The 19549-nt window shown below is 42.2% G+C and carries 16 protein-coding genes; 9 read left to right on the top strand and 7 right to left on the bottom strand.

What is annotated here, in order from left to right:
- Nucleotides 1-81 precede the first annotated feature (81 nt).
- Entirely contained in the window at nucleotides 82-318 is a 237-nt protein-coding gene (locus QUB80_RS08715) for a hypothetical protein (protein ID WP_289789119.1), read from the bottom strand.
- A gap of 442 nt (nucleotides 319-760) precedes the next feature.
- Here QUB80_RS08715 and lepA point away from each other — a divergent pair, with 442 nt between their 5' ends.
- Complete coding sequence (lepA, locus tag QUB80_RS08710; RefSeq protein WP_289789118.1) at nucleotides 761-2578, top strand: translation elongation factor 4; 1818 nt, start codon at nucleotides 761-763, stop codon at nucleotides 2576-2578.
- A 419-nt stretch (nucleotides 2579-2997) separates the two neighbouring features.
- Here lepA and map read toward each other — a convergent pair whose 3' ends face one another.
- The 3 genes from map to QUB80_RS08695 form a co-directional block, all read right to left on the bottom strand.
- Nucleotides 2998-3825, bottom strand: coding sequence for a type I methionyl aminopeptidase (gene map, locus QUB80_RS08705; RefSeq protein ID WP_289789117.1), 828 nt, complete (start codon nucleotides 3823-3825; stop codon nucleotides 2998-3000).
- Between the two features lie 264 nt (nucleotides 3826-4089).
- Nucleotides 4090-4581 (bottom strand): cupredoxin domain-containing protein, encoded by a 492-nt coding sequence (locus QUB80_RS08700; RefSeq protein WP_289789116.1) that lies wholly within the window; start codon nucleotides 4579-4581, stop codon nucleotides 4090-4092.
- 76 nt (nucleotides 4582-4657) lie between these two features.
- Nucleotides 4658-7576 (bottom strand): M16 family metallopeptidase, encoded by a 2919-nt coding sequence (locus QUB80_RS08695; RefSeq protein WP_289789115.1) that lies wholly within the window; start codon nucleotides 7574-7576, stop codon nucleotides 4658-4660.
- Nucleotides 7577-7779: 203 nt separating this feature from the next.
- Here QUB80_RS08695 and QUB80_RS08690 point away from each other — a divergent pair, with 203 nt between their 5' ends.
- A complete protein-coding gene (locus tag QUB80_RS08690; RefSeq protein WP_289789114.1) occupies nucleotides 7780-8814 on the top strand; it encodes a protein-L-isoaspartate O-methyltransferase family protein in 1035 nt (344 codons plus the stop codon).
- 4 nt (nucleotides 8815-8818) lie between these two features.
- Here the strand turns inward: QUB80_RS08690 and QUB80_RS08685 are convergent, their stop codons facing one another.
- Together QUB80_RS08685 and QUB80_RS08680 are read right to left on the bottom strand one after the other, a co-directional pair.
- Nucleotides 8819-9265, bottom strand: a complete 447-nt coding sequence (locus tag QUB80_RS08685; protein WP_289789113.1) for a VOC family protein — start codon at nucleotides 9263-9265, stop codon at nucleotides 8819-8821.
- A gap of 98 nt (nucleotides 9266-9363) precedes the next feature.
- Complete coding sequence (locus QUB80_RS08680) at nucleotides 9364-9873, bottom strand: TIGR02652 family protein (RefSeq protein ID WP_502875288.1); 510 nt, start codon at nucleotides 9871-9873, stop codon at nucleotides 9364-9366.
- A 208-nt stretch (nucleotides 9874-10081) separates the two neighbouring features.
- On the opposite strand from QUB80_RS08680, the gene QUB80_RS08675 reads away from it, so the two are divergent.
- From QUB80_RS08675 to QUB80_RS08665, 3 genes are all read left to right on the top strand, one after another.
- Nucleotides 10082-10612 (top strand): gamma carbonic anhydrase family protein, encoded by a 531-nt coding sequence (locus QUB80_RS08675; protein ID WP_289789111.1) that lies wholly within the window; start codon nucleotides 10082-10084, stop codon nucleotides 10610-10612.
- Between the two features lie 255 nt (nucleotides 10613-10867).
- Nucleotides 10868-10993, top strand: a complete 126-nt coding sequence (locus QUB80_RS08670; RefSeq protein ID WP_016874084.1) for a photosystem II protein Y — start codon at nucleotides 10868-10870, stop codon at nucleotides 10991-10993.
- Nucleotides 10994-11119: 126 nt separating this feature from the next.
- On the top strand, nucleotides 11120-12373 hold the full coding sequence (locus QUB80_RS08665) for a bifunctional folylpolyglutamate synthase/dihydrofolate synthase (RefSeq protein ID WP_289789110.1): 1254 nt from the start codon (nucleotides 11120-11122) through the stop codon (nucleotides 12371-12373).
- Between the two features lie 73 nt (nucleotides 12374-12446).
- Here QUB80_RS08665 and QUB80_RS08660 read toward each other — a convergent pair whose 3' ends face one another.
- A complete protein-coding gene (locus QUB80_RS08660) occupies nucleotides 12447-13751 on the bottom strand; it encodes an ABC transporter substrate-binding protein (protein ID WP_289789109.1) in 1305 nt (434 codons plus the stop codon).
- A gap of 167 nt (nucleotides 13752-13918) precedes the next feature.
- Here QUB80_RS08660 and pilM point away from each other — a divergent pair, with 167 nt between their 5' ends.
- From pilM to QUB80_RS08640, 4 genes are all read left to right on the top strand, one after another.
- A complete protein-coding gene (gene pilM, locus QUB80_RS08655) occupies nucleotides 13919-15025 on the top strand; it encodes a type IV pilus assembly protein PilM (protein ID WP_289789108.1) in 1107 nt (368 codons plus the stop codon).
- Nucleotides 15026-15029: 4 nt separating this feature from the next.
- Nucleotides 15030-15791 carry a PilN domain-containing protein gene (locus QUB80_RS08650; RefSeq protein WP_289789107.1) on the top strand — a complete coding sequence of 254 codons (762 nt, stop codon included), beginning with the start codon at nucleotides 15030-15032 and terminating at the stop codon, nucleotides 15789-15791.
- Entirely contained in the window at nucleotides 15788-16543 is a 756-nt protein-coding gene (locus tag QUB80_RS08645; protein ID WP_289789106.1) for a pilus assembly protein PilO, read from the top strand. Before QUB80_RS08650 ends, QUB80_RS08645 begins: the two co-directional genes overlap by 4 nt.
- A 425-nt stretch (nucleotides 16544-16968) precedes the next feature.
- Nucleotides 16969-19302 carry a type IV pilus secretin family protein gene (locus QUB80_RS08640; protein ID WP_289789105.1) on the top strand — a complete coding sequence of 778 codons (2334 nt, stop codon included), beginning with the start codon at nucleotides 16969-16971 and terminating at the stop codon, nucleotides 19300-19302.
- The last annotated feature ends 247 nt before the right edge of the window (nucleotides 19303-19549 follow it).

Below are 19549 nucleotides of genomic sequence, written 5' to 3'. Positions count from 1 at the left end.
AGGATTTTTCACTAGTGGAATGTAACTGATAAAATTTACACTATTTTCATCCTCCATGAACAAATATTTATTTTTGTTATGTTAATCGTTCCATTCACCTCTAGGTGGAATCGGTGTGCGTCTTGGGTTGCGTGTCAGTTCATCATCCCTGGGTACCTCACCTCTTAACCACTGGCGGATTGCCACCTCAATCACTTTACTGGGATCGTTAGTTAAGTGATGAATTTGCTCCACTAACTCCGAGTCTAGGCGAATTGCAATTTCTACCTTATCGGTTAATCTGTTTTCCGCATCGGTAGCCTTATCTTTCATATTCATAGTTGATATACTCTGGAATGGTGTGTCAAAGGCTTTGTAAAAAGCTTTGTTTATTAGATTTGAGCAATTGCAGCTTGCAATCGGCCTTTTTAGTCTGCGTTTTGCAGTTCTAGATGTTTATTGTACGCTCCAAGCTAAACAATACTAGACGCCATAGATAGACCTTTATATATATATATTTCTGAAAGTTCATTTGTCAGGGACTGGGGACTAGGGACTAGGTACTAGGGCAATGGGCGTGGCATAGAGCATAGGGCAATGCCCAATTCCCAATTCGCGCTTGCCCAAATTAAATACCTGATTTCCAATACCCAGTACCCAGTCCCCAATCCCCAATACCCATTCCCAATATCAATAGCAGCGTCTGGGCAAAGAAAGCATTAAAATACGTTAAGTATATTGCTGTTTTAACCTTGGTTGCTGCTAAAGCAAAAAATGTATTATGACTGACGTTCCCGCAGCTCGTATTCGTAATTTTTGTATTATTGCTCACATAGACCATGGCAAATCTACCCTTGCCGATCGCTTGCTGCAAGTTACGGGTACCGTAGACAAGCGGCAGATGAAGGAACAGTTTCTTGACAACATGGATCTGGAACGGGAGCGTGGCATTACCATTAAGCTGCAAGCAGCCCGGATGAACTACACGGCAAAAGATGGCCAACAATATGTACTCAATTTAATTGATACACCGGGTCACGTGGATTTCTCCTATGAAGTGTCTCGCAGTCTTGCTGCTTGTGAAGGCGCGTTATTGGTGGTGGATGCTTCCCAAGGTGTAGAGGCGCAAACATTGGCAAATGTCTATCTGGCACTGGAGCATAATCTGGAAATTATTCCAGTTTTAAATAAAATCGATTTACCAGGGGCAGAACCAGACAGGGTAATCTCCGAAATTGAGGAAATTATTGGTTTAGATTGTAGCGGTGCAATTCTTGCCTCTGCCAAAGAAGGAATTGGTGTTGATGAAATTTTAGAAGCAATTGTTGAGCGCATCCCACCACCTCGAAATACTGTAAATGAACCTCTACGGGCGTTAATTTTTGATAGCTACTACGATAGCTACCGGGGGGTAATTGTATATTTCCGGGTGATGGATGGGACGGTAAAAAAGGGCGATCGCGTCTATTTAATGGCATCTGGTAAAGAATACGAAATTGACGAATTAGGCGTACTTTCCCCGAACCAAAAGCCAGTTGAAGACTTACACGCTGGGGAAGTTGGCTATTTGTCAGCAGCAATTAAAGCTGTAGCTGATGCTAGGGTGGGAGATACCCTTACCCTCGCCCACACTAATGCTAAAGCCGCCGAACCATTACCTGGTTACAAAGAAGCTAACCCGATGGTGTTTTGTGGTATGTTCCCTATTGATGCCGATCAATTTGAGGACTTGCGCGAAGCTTTAGAAAAACTCAAGCTCAACGATGCGGCACTGCACTATGAACCAGAAACCTCTAGCGCGATGGGGTTTGGCTTCCGTTGTGGATTCTTGGGCTTATTGCACATGGAAATTGTGCAAGAGCGCTTAGAGCGAGAGTATAATCTGGATTTAATTATTACTGCCCCTTCGGTGGTGTACCGTGTTACTACCAATAAAGGTGAGGTATTGTACATCGATAACCCCAGTCATTTACCTTCTCCTAACGAACGGGAAAAAATTGAAGAACCTTACGTTCAAGTAGAAATGATTACACCAGAAACTTTTGTCGGGACTTTAATGGAGTTGTCACAAAACCGACGCGGTGTTTTCAAAGATATGAAATACCTCACCCAAGGACGTACTACACTCACTTATGAGTTACCTTTGGCAGAAGTGGTTACCGACTTTTTCGATCAGATGAAGTCGCGATCGCGCGGTTACGCTAGTATGGAATATCACCTGATCGGCTATCGAGAAAATCCTTTGGTGAAGCTAGATATTATGATTAATGGCGATCCAGTTGACTCTCTCGCTATGATTGTTCACCGCGATAAAGCTTACAACGTTGGGCGATCAATGGCTGAAAAACTCAAAGAATTGATTCCTCGCCATCAATTTAAAGTGCCAATTCAAGCGGCGATCGGTAGTAAAATTATTGCCAGCGAACACATCCCTGCTTTGCGGAAAGACGTGCTTGCTAAGTGCTATGGCGGTGACATTAGCCGAAAGAAGAAACTTCTGCAAAAGCAGGCAAAAGGTAAAAAGCGGATGAAAGCTGTAGGTACAGTGGATGTACCGCAGGAGGCATTTATGGCAGTACTGCGATTGGAACAGCAATAACATTCCTCTAACCCCTTCTCCATAAGAAGGGGATTAGTTTATTTTCAGCTTATACCAAATTGGCGAGCGGGAGTCTTATTTCAAAATTCTGGAATAGCCTATTAATCAATAGTTTTAATCTAAAATCACGCCACTTGCACTCAACGCGCTTAACCCGACGCCAGATGCACTCGACGCGCTTAACCCGCAAGGGCGCACTGGCTCCAAAATCCACGCATTGGTATTACTACCTGCCCCTTTCCTTAATCAGAACTCAGGTTAAAACTACATTTTTAAAATTTAACAAAAAGAGGTAAGCTCACTTTTATTTTACGCTTTACCTCTTGTAATCAGTGCTATTTTCTTTTTAAGAACTGTCATTGCTTAGTACAATCTGCCTTATTTTAGGCATTATCCAAGTCAGCTTTGAGCATCTATAACTAGACTTTAGAACGATCCGTCAAAATCTCGTAGCCAGTTTCTGTCACCAACACGGTATGCTCGAACTGAGCTGACAAAGCATTATCCACAGTCACAGCAGTCCAGCGATCGGATAAAATTCGGGTGTACTTAGAACCAGCATTGAGAATCGGCTCGATCGCTAGTGTCATCCCAGCACGTAGTTTTACATTTGGCATATCACGAGTGCGGAAGTTGAACACAGAAGGCTCTTCGTGCAAATTGCGCCCGACACCATGCCCAGTAAAGTCTTCTACTACACAGAAGCGATTAGCTTTAACATGATCTTCAATTGCGCCAGCGATATCCATCAGGTAATTTCCAGCTTTTACCTGTTCAATACCTTTATAAAGCGCCTCTTCCGCAACGCGAATCAGTCTTGCAGCTTCTGGAGAAACTTCACCCACGGCAATAGTAATGCAGGAGTCGCCATGAAAGCCTTCATAATAAGCGCCCGTATCTACTTTTAAAACATCGCCAGCCCGGATCACTTTCTTGGCATTGGGAATGCCATGTACAACTTCGTTGTTGATGCTGGCACAAATAGAACCAGGAAAACCGTGATATCCCTTAAAACTTGGTGTTGCACCCATTTCCCGGATGCGTTTTTCCGCATGAGCATCCAAGTCTGCTGTAGTCATTCCTGGCTGTACCAGTTCAGAAATCTCTTTGAGCACAGTTGCCACTATTGTTGCCGATCGCCGCATAATTTCTATTTCACGTGGCGATTTAATTTCAATGCCTCTACGCTGCCTTTTAGAGCGATTATCTTGAGCTGGTTGAGAAAGCAGATTACTTAAAATGTTCATGGGAAATTAATTATTGTTTGCGCCTTGCTGCTTAAATGGCTATTTTTTTCTATCTTAAGCGGTAGGCATAAATAGTGGTTCGTTGTTTATTGCTGGAAATGACTAGCAACTAACGAACCTGATGGTTATGTTTATTTACGCCTGGTTACTTAATCGAGAAGTAATACATATACTTAAATTAACTTATTTTTTGCCTCATATTTTATTCGTAGATTTTTGCTGCTGAAAACTAAAATGTAATTTTCATCCTCTATTTTCAATCTTTTACTGCCCAGAATTGATCGCAATGTCTCCAGTCATACCTGCCTCTGTATGCCCAGGGATAGGACAACGTAAGCTATATTTTCCTGGCTTCAGTGCTACAAATACCCATTCTGCTTCGGCACCAGGCTTTAGTTCCATCTCGTGGATTGCTCCTTTAACTTCTACTTTTCCTGCTTCTACTTTTTGTGTCCAAATGTTATCAGCAAAATCTTTGGCAGTGAAATAGTGCTTTTGCGCACTGGGATTTACTAGCCGGAGTGTGTAGCGTTTACCAGCTATAAATTCTAAATGATTTGGCTCAAACTTCAGTTCGTTGGCTACATTACCGAGGCTGACTGTCACTTGTGTTGGTGTTTGTTTCAGTAAATTTCCTGAATTATTGTCTGCCAATACAGGAGTAATAATAATGAAATTAAAACACAACAGCAATGCTAATGTTAAGTAAATACACTGTAGGAATTGCCAGGAAGTTTTCGCAACGAATTGAATCATAGCCTTTAATCTCAAGAAGTTAATCGCTAATTTTTGTTTGTACCATTAGCGATTAACCATCAGCCATTAACTTTTTTTACCTAATATTTTTCTTTGCTGTGACAGAAGAGCCAGCTGTGACTACAACAATTTTATCTGGATGAAGTAACTCCTTTGCTGCTTGATTGACTTGCTCAACAGTGACTGCCGCAATTTTATTAGTAAAAGAGTACAGTTCCTCTTGATCCAGCCCCCATACTTCATTCATCAAAATTCTGGATGACAAATCCTCTGGATTTGCTAAGGAGACATTATAGTTGCCGATCGCATTACGTTTAGCTGTCTCCAATTCCTCTGCACTAACGCCTTGTTGATGAATTTCTGCTATCAATCTACGGGTGCTTTTGATCGCACGATTTGTATCTTCTGGGGCTGTTTGCATTTCAATCAAAAATATCCCTACATTTTTCCCTGTTTGAAAGGTGCTGTAAATCCCGTAAGTTAAACCTTGGCGATCGCGTATTTCTGTTCCCAATCTGCTAGAGAGGGTATCGCCACCTAAAATTTGATTCAGGATCAAAGCTGCATAATATCGTGGATCTTGGCGGTTAATTCCCGTATTGCCCATATAAGTAACTGCTTGGTTTTTACCTGGCAGCACTGGATTAACACGGACAATTTTGTCTGGTATTTTTACGGTTGGATATTGTAACTTTGGAGCCTCACCGCTCACTTGCCAGTCACCAAACTCAGCTGCAATTAGCGATCGCACTCGCTCCGGAGAAAAATCTCCCACCAGTGTTAGCACTATCGTATCTGGACGATAATGTTTGTGCTTAAAATCAATCACATCCTGACGGCGAATCTGGCGCAAACTCTTTTGAGTGGGGAAGGAGTGTAAAGGATGATTCTGGGGATAAAGAGTTTGTATAAATATTCTTTGTGCAACTTCTGCCGGATCGTCTAATTCCTGCTTCAAATCTGTTAAAGCCTGTTGACGGGAAAGTTCCAACTCTTTTGCCGGAAAAGTTGCATTCTTGACTACATCTCCTAAAATCTGCACTAGAATTGGTAAATCTTCTGCCAAACTTTTACCTTCAATTTCTACACCTTCACGGTAAGTATCAAAGTCTAAACTCGCACCAAGTTCATCTAAAGTGTTGGCAAGTGTATACACATCCCTAGTTTTAGTGCCGTTCATCAAGTTTTCCGCAACAAGAGATGCCAACCCAGCTTTATCTGCTGGATCAAATTCCGTACCAGCTTTGATGTTTCCACTTAAGGTTACTGTAGGAGTACTTCGATCCGGCAATAACAACACTCGCAAATTGTTAGGCAACGTGAATTGCTCTGGCAAAGTCAAAGTGACAGGCGTTGTTGTTACATCCACCACTGGAAGATACTTCGCGACTTCATCAGGTAACTCGGTTGAGCCGGAAGAAAAATTTTCTTTAATTTGTGTGGAAGATGGTTTGGCATTACTATTATTTTCCGTCTGTATCTGGCTTGGTTCAAAAAAGCCGATAGTACGTAATTTTCGTTGTAGGTATTTATTTGCGACACGTTGTACATCTTGTGCAGTTACCTGACGAATTGCCGCTAAGTAACTATCTGTATATCTGTAATCACCAATCGTAGTTTCATTGTTCCCTAATTGCATTGCTTGACTGGTAATATCCCGGTTTTCCAAGATTACACTAGCTTCTAGTTGTGCCTGCGCACGATTTACTTCTGCTTGTGTAACTCCTGTTTTGGCAAGATTGGCGATCGCTTTTTGCATCACCAAGTCAATCTTTTTCAAAGAGCGATGAGAATTTGCAGTCACCGCTAGTTCGTACCAACCCCCTTCACGCAAGCTTGTAACATAACCTGTCAAATCAGTAGCTAAACCAGATTCTACTAACACTTGATAGAGGCGAGAATTCCGCCCTTCCGTCAAAATATAATCCATCACATCTAGCGCTGGCACATCTGAGTGATTTGCAGCAGGCAAAGGATATACGGTGTATAAAAGTGCGTTTGCTCCCGGTTCTCGTAATACAAGAGGAGAGGAAGACGCGGAGAGGTTGAGACGCGGTGAGGAAGTCGGAGTCTTGGCGGTTCCCGTCGAGTCTGAACTTCCGAACCCGGAGGGCGACGCGGAGAAATTATCAAACATATTCCCCGTGTCTCCGTGTCTCCGTGTCTCCGTGTCTTGTCTATCCTTCTTCCGAATTTTCCCAAATATCTCTTTCACTGCTGTCAAAGTTTTTGCAGTGTCGAAATCACCAACAATTATCAAAACCGCATTATCAGGGCTATAGAATTCTTTATAATACTTTTGTAATTGTTGAACTTGAAATTTCTCGACATCAGCTTTGGTTCCACCTATGGGCAAGCCGTAAGGATGCTTGGGAAATGCTGCTCTCAACACAGCTTGGCTGAGGCGATACTCTGGATCGTTGTCGTAACCCTGCAACTCAGAAATTACTACCCGCTTTTCGCTTGCTAATTGCTCGGCATCAAGCAGAGCATTTTCCATCCTATCCGCTTCTAATTCCAAAAGAGCGTGCAGCTTATCACGCTCTGCTGTATTGTAATATGCAGTTTGGTCGTAGCTAGTGAAGGCGTTTGAGTCACTACCCAAAGCACTAAACAAACGCCCAAATTGAATCGGACGATTTTTTGTGCCTTTAAACATCATGTGTTCTAATTGGTGGGCAATACCATTTACCCCTGGTTCTTCGTTGCGTGAACCCACCTTGTACCACACCTGTACTGTCACCACTGGTGCGGAATGAACTTCCTTTGTCAGAATAGTAAGATTATTTTCTAGTATTGTTTTACGGACGTTGTCTGTCACTAAATTTCTTTGTGTTCTTTTTAAGATATTTTCATTGCGATTATTTACTCTAGTAGATCCGATATTAATTTGACTTGTCACAGATCCATTACCCAGTAGCAAAACCGCAATCAAACAGAGACTAAACACAAAAATTAGAAAACGATATCTATGCAATGCGGTAAAAACACCCATGTATTTGCTGAAAGCATCTACAAATTAGATTACAGATTTTTCTGACTATAGCGTGTTCTTTAGTACTTGAGGCTTTTTTTAAATTAATTCTATTTTCTCAAAAAGCTATAAGGTTAGTCTACTAGCTACGGCTAGAGGAAATTCTTTGCAAGAGTGGACTAAATTTTAATAGTTTTGAACTTCTCAAAATCATCGCTAAAAACATGGGTGATCCAGTAGATTGGGCAGAGTCTGCAATTTCTTACGAAACCTTTGTCAGGCAAGCCGATGGTATACCGATACCGCAAAGCTCATCGCCAAAAATCATCGCGGCGATGCTACGCCTTTTAGATGTTCAAACAGGGATGCGAGTTTTGGAGGTTGGCACAGGTTCTGGATACAGTACAGCAATGCTGGCATATTTAGTGGGGAAAACAGGTTATGTCGTTTCTTTAGATATAGACTCAGATTTGGTGGAGCGTGCTACTAGATTATTGACTTCACAAGGTTTTGATATGGTAAAGGTAGTAGCACAAGATGGTAGAGAAGGTTATCTACCTGCTGCGCCTTTTGATCGCTTAATTGTTTGGGCAACAGGAGATGCTTTGTCACCCGCTTGGGTGGAACAAGTAAGAAAAAATGGTGTAATTGTCGCTCCTATTCGACTTCTGCCACTAGCAAATACTACAGCCATAACTCGTGTCTGGATTGACTGCGATCGCATCCCTAAAGGAGAAAAATTGATTCCTGGAGGTTTTGTTCCCTTAAGCAATCAATCCCGCTACCAATGGCACGGCTATGCTGAAGAAGCGGATTTAGCTGTATTAGAAAATTATCAACCTGTAGCTTGGGTGAGTTCACAGTGGCTGCGAAGTGAAAAGGCAGCCCAACACAAGCCAAAATTTCTGTACTTGTTACAAACTGCTTCCCCTCAAAATAGCCCTCTTCAAGACAACGAGGATGTGATGGGGCTGCGAGCTTATCTTTTGGCTAATAACCCACGTGGGCTGACAACAGCTTCAACCCCAACCCTTGGGCTTGGTAGCGCCATAGGTATTAGCCAACCTGATAGTTTAGCGCTGCTGTCTGAGTTTGATCACGCCTATGTTAAAGCGGGGACAGATGCTGCTGCAATAACTCTAGCTAGCTGGATTGATAATTGGCGTGCAGTTGGAAAACCTGGTTTTGAACAACTTCGTCTACTTGTTAATAAAATACCTTCTCGTTGGACAGTACAGGCAACATTACCCTTGTTTTAATTAATTACGAATTAAGTTTTGTTAATACTCGAATGAATTCCAAGGGTAAGCCATCGGCATCGGCAATAAAAGTGATTTCATAAATGCGATCGCCTATTTGTTGCTGCGTCGGTTCTAAAAGTACCTTGAGCGGTTGTAATTGCTCTGGCTGATTTTGTGCAGCCAAAGCCAAGCGCTCTTTTAAACTTGTTAACCAACTAGGTAAATCAGTCGCGATCGCAGTGATATCGAAAGACAAATGGTAGTACCCCACATAATGTTCGTCAGCAAATGCGTCTGGCGCTGGTTTTGGTTCAGGTATTTGAATGAGTTCAATTCTGCCACCTAGCCCTTCCATCCAACAGGCGAGGGTGTAGCCTGTAGTGAAGCGATCGCAAACTGTGAACCCCAGTTGTTCGTAGAAAGCGATCGCTCGATGAATATTAGCAGTGCGAATTGAAACGTGGTGCATATAGATAGGGTACTGGTGATTGGGTATTGGGTACTGGGGAAAACGGTGCTAGGATGTCTTAATTACTAATCCCTAGTCCCCAGTCACCAGTCCCTAGTTCATTCAAACAATCTGAAATAAGGGTAGCGTACTGGTACACCAGGTTCTTTGTCTAAATCAAAATTAATAACTTCCCAACAAGGTTCTTCAGCGGGATCGGGGCTAAACTCCACTGGCAAACCATATAGGCGGGCGGAAGTTCCTTCCTGTTGCCCCCCTCGCCAAGGAGTACTACGCTCTAAGTAGCCACTCATCAATTCCTGATAGCGGCGAGCAATAATTACCCGTGTTGCTCGATAACCTTGTGTATATAGCTTGTCTAGAGCTTCGTGTATTTCAAATCGAATACCATCGGGATGAGTATGTTGCCGATACCATTCCCCATTCCACCTGCGCCAATGACGCCCAGACTGTAGATGAATCAACTCTCCAGTTTTGGGATTAGCTTCAAACGCCCCATGACGAGGACATAAATAAGTATCTGTTAGTGTCAGTGCCGGAATTGTCTGGCGGCAGTGGGGACACTGAATTTCGGGACCAAATATTGGGTACTGCAAGCCTGGATTCATCATGAAGTGCGTACAAGAACAATGTTGTTGTCTTCACTAGTAGTGACGTTAGTTTTTTTTACACTTCTGCGCCACATGATTAGGGTACCTACTTACTGCTGCCTCAGTGAACGGTCTTGACGCCGTGATATCCTGGTTTTGCAACCAGTTTTCAAGGTTGGATTTCTCCAGTGTTCCTGAGTACCATATTCATAATTCATATTCTATCGTGTCAAACGCTTCCTACTGGTCTTCTGTGGACATTTCTCAAGCTGCCTTCGTCGCCAACAATGCTGTGGTTATAGGTTCGGTATATATAGCGACAGGAGCCAGCATTTGGTATGGAGCAGTAATTAGAGCAGATGTAGAACGCATCGAAATTGGTGAATGTACAAATATTCAAGATGGAGCCATTCTACATGGCGATCCCGGTCAACCGACAATATTGGAAGATCATGTTACAGTTGGGCATCGTGCTGTCGTTCATTCTGCCTATATTGAAAGTGGTAGTTTAATCGGGATTGGCGCAGTAATTTTAAATGGAGTGCGGGTGGGTGCTGGCAGCATTATTGGTGCTGGTGCAGTGGTAAATAAAGATGTTCCACCTAAATCCCTAGTTGTTGGTGTTCCTGGAAAAGTAGTGCGTCAAGTGACTGATGTTGAAGCGGTAGAACTAGTTGAACACGCCGAGCGTTACAAAAAGTTAGCGCTCTTTCATGCTGGCAAAGGAACTGATATGGGTTTTGGCGCTCCCCATTGAGGAAGGAGGGGACAAGGAGAGTGGGAGACAAGGGGACACGGGGACACGGGGACACGGGGAGTAATAAACATTGCCCCCAACCCTATTCCCTATTAATAATGACTAATGACTAATGACCAATAACCAATGATTATTGACTAATTTTGTAAATATTCTTTACATAATCTATTGAGAAAAGTTGCCCACTTAGGCTAAAAATAAAAATGAGAACAGTTGATAAAACTTTAAGCTCTATTTAACAGAGGGGTTCTAAATATGGACTTAGATATGCGTTTGCTTATTGTGTTAGCACCGATCGCGATCGCTGCTGGTTGGGCAGTTTTCAATATTGGTGCTGCTGCTCTAAATCAATTGCAAAACTTTTTAAACAGAGAAGCCTAAACTATACTCCGCATCATCAGTAACAAACTGACTGTTTCTCCAAATGAGAGGCAGTCGGTTTTATTTTTGGTTTGTTAGTGGTTAGTAGTCACCACTAACTACTATCTACTAACTAGTATCTACGTTATGGATATCGACTCTTTACTCAAACCCTTTCAACGCTTTGGTGTCAATCTTGGATTAGAACGCATCCAAAAATTGTTAGCGAGTCTTGGTAACCCCCATCATCAAGTTCCTGTCATTCAGGTTGCTGGTACTAACGGTAAAGGTTCTGTTTGTGCCTATCTTTCTGCTGTGCTGACAGAGGCAGGTTATCGTACCGGACGCTATATCTCTCCCCATTTAGTCGATTGGACGGAACGTATTTGCCTCAACGAACAGCCTATTTCCTTAGAGGAATTTTGTAATTTATTACTAAAAGTTCAAGCTGCTATCAGTTTGGAGGATGAACCACCAACTCAGTTTGAAGTGATTACGGCAGCAGCTTGGTTATATTTCGCTCAACAAAAAGTTGATATAGCGGTAGTAGAAGTTGGATTGGGAGGACGCTTGGATGCTACCAACGTTTGTGATCAACCTCTTGTCACCATCATCACATCTATCAGCCGCGAACATTGGCAGAACCTTGGCCCTACTGTTGCTCATATTGCTAGAGAAAAAGCTGGTATTCTTAAACCAGGATGCCCTGCTGTAGTAGGAACTTTGCCACCAGATGCAGACAAAGTTGTGCGATCACGTATTTTAGAATTACAATGCCCCAACTTTATGCCTCAAAGCGCCTGTCAAATTAGCACGGAATGGGCAGAATATAAATCAATTATAAATCAAAACAGCACAATTAAATATCCCTTACCGCTACAAGGACAAATTCAACTGACTAATTCAGCTTTAGCTTTAGCAGCGCTGGAAATGTTGCAACAAAGGGGTTGGCAGATTTCTGAAGCGGCTATCGTTAACGGTATGGCAAAAACCAAGTGGCCGGGGCGAATGCAATGGACTAGTTGGAAAAACCATAAATTATTACTTGATGGCGCTCATAACCCAGCCGCCGCCCAAGTTTTACGAGATTATGTAAATACCCTCAATACTCCCGCAGTTAGTTGGGTAATGGGAATGCTTTCCACAAAAGACCATAAAGATATTTTTAAAGCTTTACTGCAACCCAATGATCGATTGTATTTAGTACCTGTTCTAGATCATAGTTCAGCTCATCCTGAAGAATTAGCTGTGCTAGCTAAACAAATTTGCCCTGAATTAAACTTATGTGTTGTTTATCCAAATTTATTCTCAGGGTTAGAAGCTGCTTTTAGCTCAACGGATAATTTAGTTGTTTTATGCGGTTCACTATACTTAATTGGACATTTTTTACAAACTAAGTAAAAAACAAGAAAGCTCCCCGATTTCTTTGAGAAATCGGGGAGCTGGGTTTTTAAAATTAGCCATTAGCTATTAACTAACTCCTTGTGCTATTCCACTCCTGCGCAGCATCTTCTAAAGCTTTATCTACTGTCTTCTCATCTAACATAGCTGCTTGCAAATTCTCATAAATTGCCTTTTGTAAGACATTAAAATTCTTCAATTTGGGAGTTAAAACTTCTGCTTGTTGTAGTTGACTGGCGCTAATTGTACGTGCTCTATCTATGGTTGAGGCATTTACTGGTACATCTTTAAAGTAGCTATCAGATAAAGCCTTAACTGTAGATGGCAGAACATTCGCTTGTTTGGCAAAAGCTAGCTGATTTTCATCATTAGTAACAAACAAGGCAAATTTAACAGCAGCATCAGGTTGTTTAGTATCGCGGGGAATAACTACGTTCATGACAGCTACATTTTTTTTGCCAGTATCGCCAGTAATTTGAGGGGCAATGTCAGAATATTTAGCGATCGCTGGTGCATTTTTGCTAATCTGTTTTAAAAATTCAGCCCCCGAAGCTAATAACGCTGTTTCTCCAGCTTGATAAAGTTCGATAGCATGGCGGTGTCCTTGAGTTAAAACCTCTTTCGGAAGCAGTCCTTTTTTATAAAGATCTACCCAATACTGAAACGCTGCTTTGCCTTGAGGAGAGTTAAAAGCAGCTTTACCTTCGGCATCTACTAAGTTTACTCCCATCTGCACAAAAGATTCTAAAACTTCTCCGGAATCTTGCGGAACAAAAGTAACAAAAAAGGCATACTTACCAGTTTTATCTTTAATTTGTTGGGCTGCTTGTGCTAATTCAGTGTAAGTACCGGGTACTTTATTTATACCTGCCTGTTTTAATAAATCAGTGTTATAAATAGTTAGCCGTGTGGTGAGATACCAGGGTATCCCAAAACTCTTACCATTAAGCGTACTAGCTTTCCATATATTGGGTAAATAGGAGGAACGAGCGTTATTTGGAACTTTTGTATCCAAATCTAACCAAGCATTTCGACCTGCTAATTGCGACGCAAAATCTGGATTTAGGTTAACAACATCAGGTGGCGTTTTTGCGGAGACAGCTGTTAAAATTTTGTTTTGCATTTCCGCCCAAGGTATATCTACCCAGTTAATCTTTATACCTGAGTTTTGTGATTCAAAATTTGCAATCAGGCTTTGGAAGTAGTCGGTAAATTGAGGTTTGAGTTGCATAGTCCAAAACTCAACTTTTGCCGCTCCTGAAGATGCCTGTTTTGTGCTTGTGCTGACGTTACCTGTGCTGCAACTGATAATCCAAGTTGTCAATAAACCAAGTAGCGCCCAAATAGTTAATTGTTTGAATTTCCGAATTTGAATCATTGTGTTTATGGTGCTTGAATTCAACCAAGGAGAAAAGACGATACAAAATTTTCGAGATTATAAGGTCATTGGTCATTGATTCTTCACCAATGACCAAGGATAAATGACCAAGGACAAAATAGCTTAACATTTAAATTTTTCAATTTAGCATTCATGCGAGCAAAACTGTGGTTAAAAGCTTCACGAGTCTGTTTGGCAAATCTAATAAAGGAGTTGGCATCGAACTTGCACCACAATGCGTGAATGTAGCCCGTTTACGCAAGCAACGCCAAGGCCTGAAACTAGACGCTTTAACATCTGTGTCAGTTCCAGAAGGTGTTTTTATCGATGGTCAAATTGCTGATCCTCCAGCAATGGCACAAATTATTCAGCAGGCACTCTCAGAAAGTAAAATCAACGCTTCTAGAGTTGCGACTTCTGTGACGGGACGAGATTCAGTTGTGCGTCTAATACCCGTCCCAGCAGAATTAGATGATAAAGAATTACGGGAGATGGTGTTAAACCATGAGGCAGGTTTGTATTTGCCTTATCCACGTGAAGAAGCTGATGTAGATTATCAGAAACTTGGGTACTTTGTAGATGAGGATGGGATTGAAAAGGTACAGGTACTTCTTGTTGCTACTCGTAAGGAAATCACTGATACCTATATAAGAACATTTGAACAGGCAGGATTGCAAATCGATGTATTAGAGATTAACAGTTTTGCACTGATTCGCACAATTCGCGATCAACTGCGGCAATTTGGGCCACAAGAGGCAGCAGTGCTTGTCGATATTGAATTTGACAGCACAGAAATTGCCATTGTTGTTAATGGAGTACCGCAATTTTCGCGGACAGTGCCACTTGGAACTTATCAGATGCAAATGGCGCTAGCAAAAGCAATGAGTGTGCCTGCATCACGAGATATGGAGTTGTTGCGAGGAATTACCATTCCTTTGAATCCACAAGATGCAGGTAAAACTGGTGTTACTGAGGCAAATCCTGGATTAGCAGCGATGATGCGGGTATTAGGAGAACTCACAGACGAGCTGCGCCGTTCCATCGATTTTTATCTCAATCAAAGTCAAAACTTGGAAGTAGCGCAGATTTTTTTGGCAGGGGCAGGAGGTGGGTTAGCACAGTTGGATGAATTTTTTACGCAACGGTTGAGCTTACCAACTTCTCAAATAGATCCCGTCGGTGCTTTGTCATTACAAATTGACGAAGAAAAATATCCACCAGTGCAGCGCCCTGGATTAGGAATAGTGCTTGGACTTGGAATGCGGGAGGTGTAGCAAAATGTACAGTTTAGAAATTAACTTTCTCAACGATCGCCCAGGTATCAAAAGAACAAATGAAAAAAGGGCAAAACCAACACTTCCTGTTGGAAATTTCACTCCTGTATATATAGGAGTTGGATTGGGCTTAATTTTTCCGCTTTTGGTGGGAGTTGGTTGGTGGTTCTTGCAAGCGAAAAATGCTGAGTTAGAGCAGCAGGTAGCACAGTTAGAACAGGAGAACAAGAACTTAGAAGTACAAATAGGAAGCATAAACAAAATCAAGGAAGAAACGAACAGAATCAAGGAACAAACTCAATCTTTAGTTTCTGTATTCGATCAGATTCGTCCTTGGTCAGCAATGTTGCAAGAATTACGCGATCGCATTCCGGCAACCGTACAAATACAGAATATTAGGCAAATGGCACCCGTTGCCGCCAAAGAAGGACAGCAACCAACCAACCCTGCTGGAGGAATAGAAATTAATGGAGTGGCTCGCTCCTTTAATGATGTCAACGATTTCTTGCTTGTTTTACAACAATCTCCTTTCTTTAAACCCAGTGAAGCAAAAATTGTTTCTGCTGAATTAGTAGAAACACCATTATCCAATTCTCAAACAGGAAGTGCATCAAAAAAGACAATACAAATGGTCAAATACACTCTTCAATCCGCGATGAGTGATGTTCCGGCTTCTGAATTAATTCGGGAATTAGAGCAAAAAGGCACAGTGGGATTAGTAACGCGCATTCGCAATCTGCAAAAAACAGGAGTCATTCAAAAATGACGCTGAGTGAAGATTTAAATTTTATTGATGCTGGAGAGCTAGACGAGGCTATATCAGGTTTCCCTGTTATTTTTGGCATTACCTTTACACCCAAAATTATTGGCATTGTAGTAGGAGTTTTGGGAATTGCTGGAGCACTTTTTATGGTGTTAAATTTAGTGATGCCAGCTTGGGAATCCTTTCAACAGCAGCAAGCAAAGCAAAACGATCTGCAAGGGCAAGTAGAACAAAAGAAATCTACCATCAAACAGATGGGCAAAGTAAAACAGGAGCAAATCGAGGCAAAACAGCAGCAGATCCAAGTATTAGCATTATTTGCTGACGAGAAAACATTAGATACATTGCTGATCGATTTGAATCGTTTAATTGAAGCTGGTAATGGGAAACTTGCTTTCAATGCTGTCAGAGCCAAACTAAGGAAATTTACCCCAACTTCTAATCAACCCGAACCAATCACCGATAATTCTCTAGGAGCGGGAGCTAATGGCAAATTGAAGCGTAGTATTATCAGTATCGATATCATTGGCACCTATGAACAAACACAATCAATTCTCCGCAATATAGAGCGTTTACAGCCTTTGCTTATAGTTAAAGACTATCAATCCACTCTGGCTCCAGAACCAACTCCTGAAAAAGACAAAGTAGTAAGTAGAATTGGCCCAGCAGCGATTTCTACATCTTTCCAGTTGGAAGCATTGATGCCCCTTAATCCAGAGGAAGTTGCCGCCGCTCAAGCAGCTCCTAAAAAGTAATGGAAAGTAAAAGAAGGCAGATGGCAGATGGCAGTCCCAATGAAACAAGTTTCATCGCCAGGCATGAAAAACCTCACCCCGTCCTGTCGGACACCCCTCTCCTTAGCAAGGAGAGGGGCAGGGGGTGAGGTGACTTTCAAGTCAGATAGCAGAAGGCAGAAGGGGAAATAAGGAGTTTGATCCCAAAGTGTTAATTACATAGACTTTCAGGGAACTATACAAGTAATCAACTGCGCTCTGACTTACGTACAAATAACTAGGAAATATATTCTGATTTTCCTGTTTTCACTGAATGAGTAATTCGGTAAGGATTCAAACCTGTTTTCACAGGGATAAGCTTCTCAGCCGGAAATTTATTTCCAGGCTAGATAGTACAAATATTTGAAAAATTGTCTAAAAATTTGGTGTTTTGTGAGGAATGAACTGTGAAACAACTTCACGGTAACGGATTAATATTAGGTGCTACTGCAATAGTTTTTTTAGTAGCTCAACCAGTTAAAGCACAACTTGCTCAAGTTACAAATGTACAATTAAAACCAGTTACTGGTGGAATCAATGTTGTTTTAACAACTTCTTCCAGTTCCCGCCCCCAAATTTTCACTACAAAAAGGGGCAATTCTCTGGTCGCAGATATTATTAATTCTCAACTGCGTTTACCAAAAGGTAATAATTTTCGTCAAGAAAATCCTGCTCCAGGAATTACGTCAGTTGAAATGAATCAGCTAGATACTAATAGTATCAGACTGATAATAACTGGAAGTAACGGTACGCCTAGTAGTCAACCTGTAAAGCGAGGAACTAATGGAGTGACTCTCGGTTTTACGCCATCAGAAGGAACTACTGCTTCAACATCTCCCCAAATACCTGCTGCTAACCCAGCTCCAGTACAGGCTTCCCCCACTCCAATTGTTCCTAATCCGCAAGTCAGTATTGATGGTACAACTGCCCAACTAGCCCAACCCGGACGTCCACCTGTTCCAGCTCCGCCTTTCTTGCCAAGAGCTGTAGCTCCACCAGTTGGAGATATTGCGATCTCAAATATGGACGCCTCCCCAAGTATTGTTGATTTAGGAACACAAGAACGCGTACCTCGGCTTGTGTTGCGAGATGCTCCTGTAAGAGAGGTTTTGTCACTGCTAGCCCGTGCTGCTGGTTTGAACTTGGCTTATACAACATCAGCACCATCTACAGGAGGACAGCAAGGAGCAGCTAGTGCAGCAACTGATGGGCCGACAATTTCCATAGATATAGAAAATGAGCCAGTACAAGATGTGTTTAACTATGTCTTGCGCTTGAGTGGTTTGGAAGCTAACCGCAATGGACGCACAGTTTTTGTGGGAACGAAACTACCAAATGCCACCCGCGATTTGGTTATGCGGAATCTACGTCTTAATCAAATTAAGGTAGATACTGCTTTGAGCTTTCTGGTGTCCTTGGGAGCAGAAAGTGCAATCACACGTGAGCGCTTAGTTACCAGTGTCAATGCTGTACCCGTAGGCGGTGCAGCGAATACCGCAGTTACCCAAACTCAAACAACAACTGAACTCAAAGTAGAAACTCTGCGTACGGATTTTCAAGATATAGTACCATTACTACGAGGTCTACAGGCATCAGGAGACCAACGCAGTAATTCCATTACCTTAGTGGGGCCTGCTAGGTTAATTGATATTGCGATCGCTCAACTAACTCAGCTTGATATCCGCCGTCGGCAAGTGGCAATTAACGTCAAGATTATTGATGTCAACCTCCTGAATACTAAGGACTTCAACACTAGCTTTTCCTTTGGAGTTGACAAGAATTTCTTTGTTAATGATGGTGGTGCAGCAGCTCTGAATTTTGGTGGTGTTAATCCACCTACTAGTGCGCAGACGACTAAACCTGGTCATCTTACTCCACCCATAACCAATGTTCCATTGCCAGAAGGCGCTGAGTCAAAACCTTTCTTTGATGCTCAACCTAATGCTCCTTTTGGGAAGTTAAGTACTGGAAGTCCTGCTCCATTTGGTGATAACCCTAACTTTCCTAATGGACTGATGCCTCGTCCCGCCTTTGGTACAAACGGCAATCCTCTACAACCCGGCATAACAGAAATAACTGAAGATGGAATTGAATTCGGGTTGCCAACGCTGTTCCAATTCCCTAAACGCTTCCTTGCCACCTTACAAGCTCAAGTCACTAGTGGTAATGCCAAAATTTTGACAGACCCGACCTTGACAGTGCAAGAAGGCGAAGAAGCTCAAGTGCAGTTAACAGCAGAAGTGTATGGAGGTATTCAAACAGTAACAGGAGAAGGAGGTATTTTGAGAAAACCAATTATTAAAGACGCAGGTTTAACTCTTGCAGTTAAAGTTGATAAAGTTGATGATAATGGTTTTGTCTCTTTGTCTGTTGCTCCTACTGTGTCTGCACCTAATGGTACAACCTCAAGTCCTGATGGTGTGATTACTCTGCTGGCACAAAGAAGTCTTAGATCGGGGTTAATTCGCTTACGCGACGGTCAGACACTAATTCTTAGCGGTATTATCCAGGAGTCAGACCGAACAAGTGTCTCCAAAGTTCCTATTTTGGGTGATATTCCCCTCTTGGGTTCGTTGTTTAGAAAAACAAATAAAGTCAACCAGCGCCAAGAAGTTATTGTTTTGCTCACACCCCAAGTGATGGATGATTCGGAGCGCTCCTCCTATGGCTATAACTACAGTCCTAGTCCAGATGTGAGGCAAATGCTAGAACGTAGAGGGTTGCAGGTTCCTAGACGGTGAGGTAAAACTGCGTTCAAATTTTTATTATTATGTGTCACTATCGGGACAGGAATGCCACCTGTCCTTTAATGTTTTGGTTGTAAAAAACAAATATTTAGCTATTTTTCAACATAACTAAAATCGCTATATTCTTTCCCTGTTCTCTTACCTGACTAGATACAGCAGATTTCAACTTCGTGAGGTACAGAAATACCCCACCCGCGAAGACAGCGCACCCTCACGCCAGGTGACGCCAGGTGCTACCCTG

Origin of the sequence: Chlorogloeopsis sp. ULAP01 (assembly GCF_030381805.1) — a bacterium.
GTDB lineage: Bacteria > Cyanobacteriota > Cyanobacteriia > Cyanobacteriales > Nostocaceae > Chlorogloeopsis.
Note: the sequence above shows the minus strand (reverse complement) of the source record. Positions and strands in the feature narration are given on the sequence as shown.

Coding starts and splice junctions, on each gene's coding strand:
- QUB80_RS08715 (WP_289789119.1), bottom strand. CDS start 318: ATGAATATGAAAGATAAGGCTACCGATGCGGAAAACAGATTAACCGAT.
- lepA (WP_289789118.1), top strand. CDS start 761: ATGACTGACGTTCCCGCAGCTCGTATTCGTAATTTTTGTATTATTGCT.
- map (WP_289789117.1), bottom strand. CDS start 3,825: ATGAACATTTTAAGTAATCTGCTTTCTCAACCAGCTCAAGATAATCGC.
- QUB80_RS08700 (WP_289789116.1), bottom strand. CDS start 4,581: ATGATTCAATTCGTTGCGAAAACTTCCTGGCAATTCCTACAGTGTATT.
- QUB80_RS08695 (WP_289789115.1), bottom strand. CDS start 7,576: ATGGGTGTTTTTACCGCATTGCATAGATATCGTTTTCTAATTTTTGTG.
- QUB80_RS08690 (WP_289789114.1), top strand. CDS start 7,780: ATGGGTGATCCAGTAGATTGGGCAGAGTCTGCAATTTCTTACGAAACC.
- QUB80_RS08685 (WP_289789113.1), bottom strand. CDS start 9,265: ATGCACCACGTTTCAATTCGCACTGCTAATATTCATCGAGCGATCGCT.
- QUB80_RS08680 (WP_502875288.1), bottom strand. CDS start 9,873: ATGAATCCAGGCTTGCAGTACCCAATATTTGGTCCCGAAATTCAGTGT.
- QUB80_RS08670 (WP_016874084.1), top strand. CDS start 10,868: ATGGACTTAGATATGCGTTTGCTTATTGTGTTAGCACCGATCGCGATC.
- QUB80_RS08665 (WP_289789110.1), top strand. CDS start 11,120: ATGGATATCGACTCTTTACTCAAACCCTTTCAACGCTTTGGTGTCAAT.
- QUB80_RS08660 (WP_289789109.1), bottom strand. CDS start 13,751: ATGATTCAAATTCGGAAATTCAAACAATTAACTATTTGGGCGCTACTT.
- QUB80_RS08650 (WP_289789107.1), top strand. CDS start 15,030: ATGTACAGTTTAGAAATTAACTTTCTCAACGATCGCCCAGGTATCAAA.
- QUB80_RS08645 (WP_289789106.1), top strand. CDS start 15,788: ATGACGCTGAGTGAAGATTTAAATTTTATTGATGCTGGAGAGCTAGAC.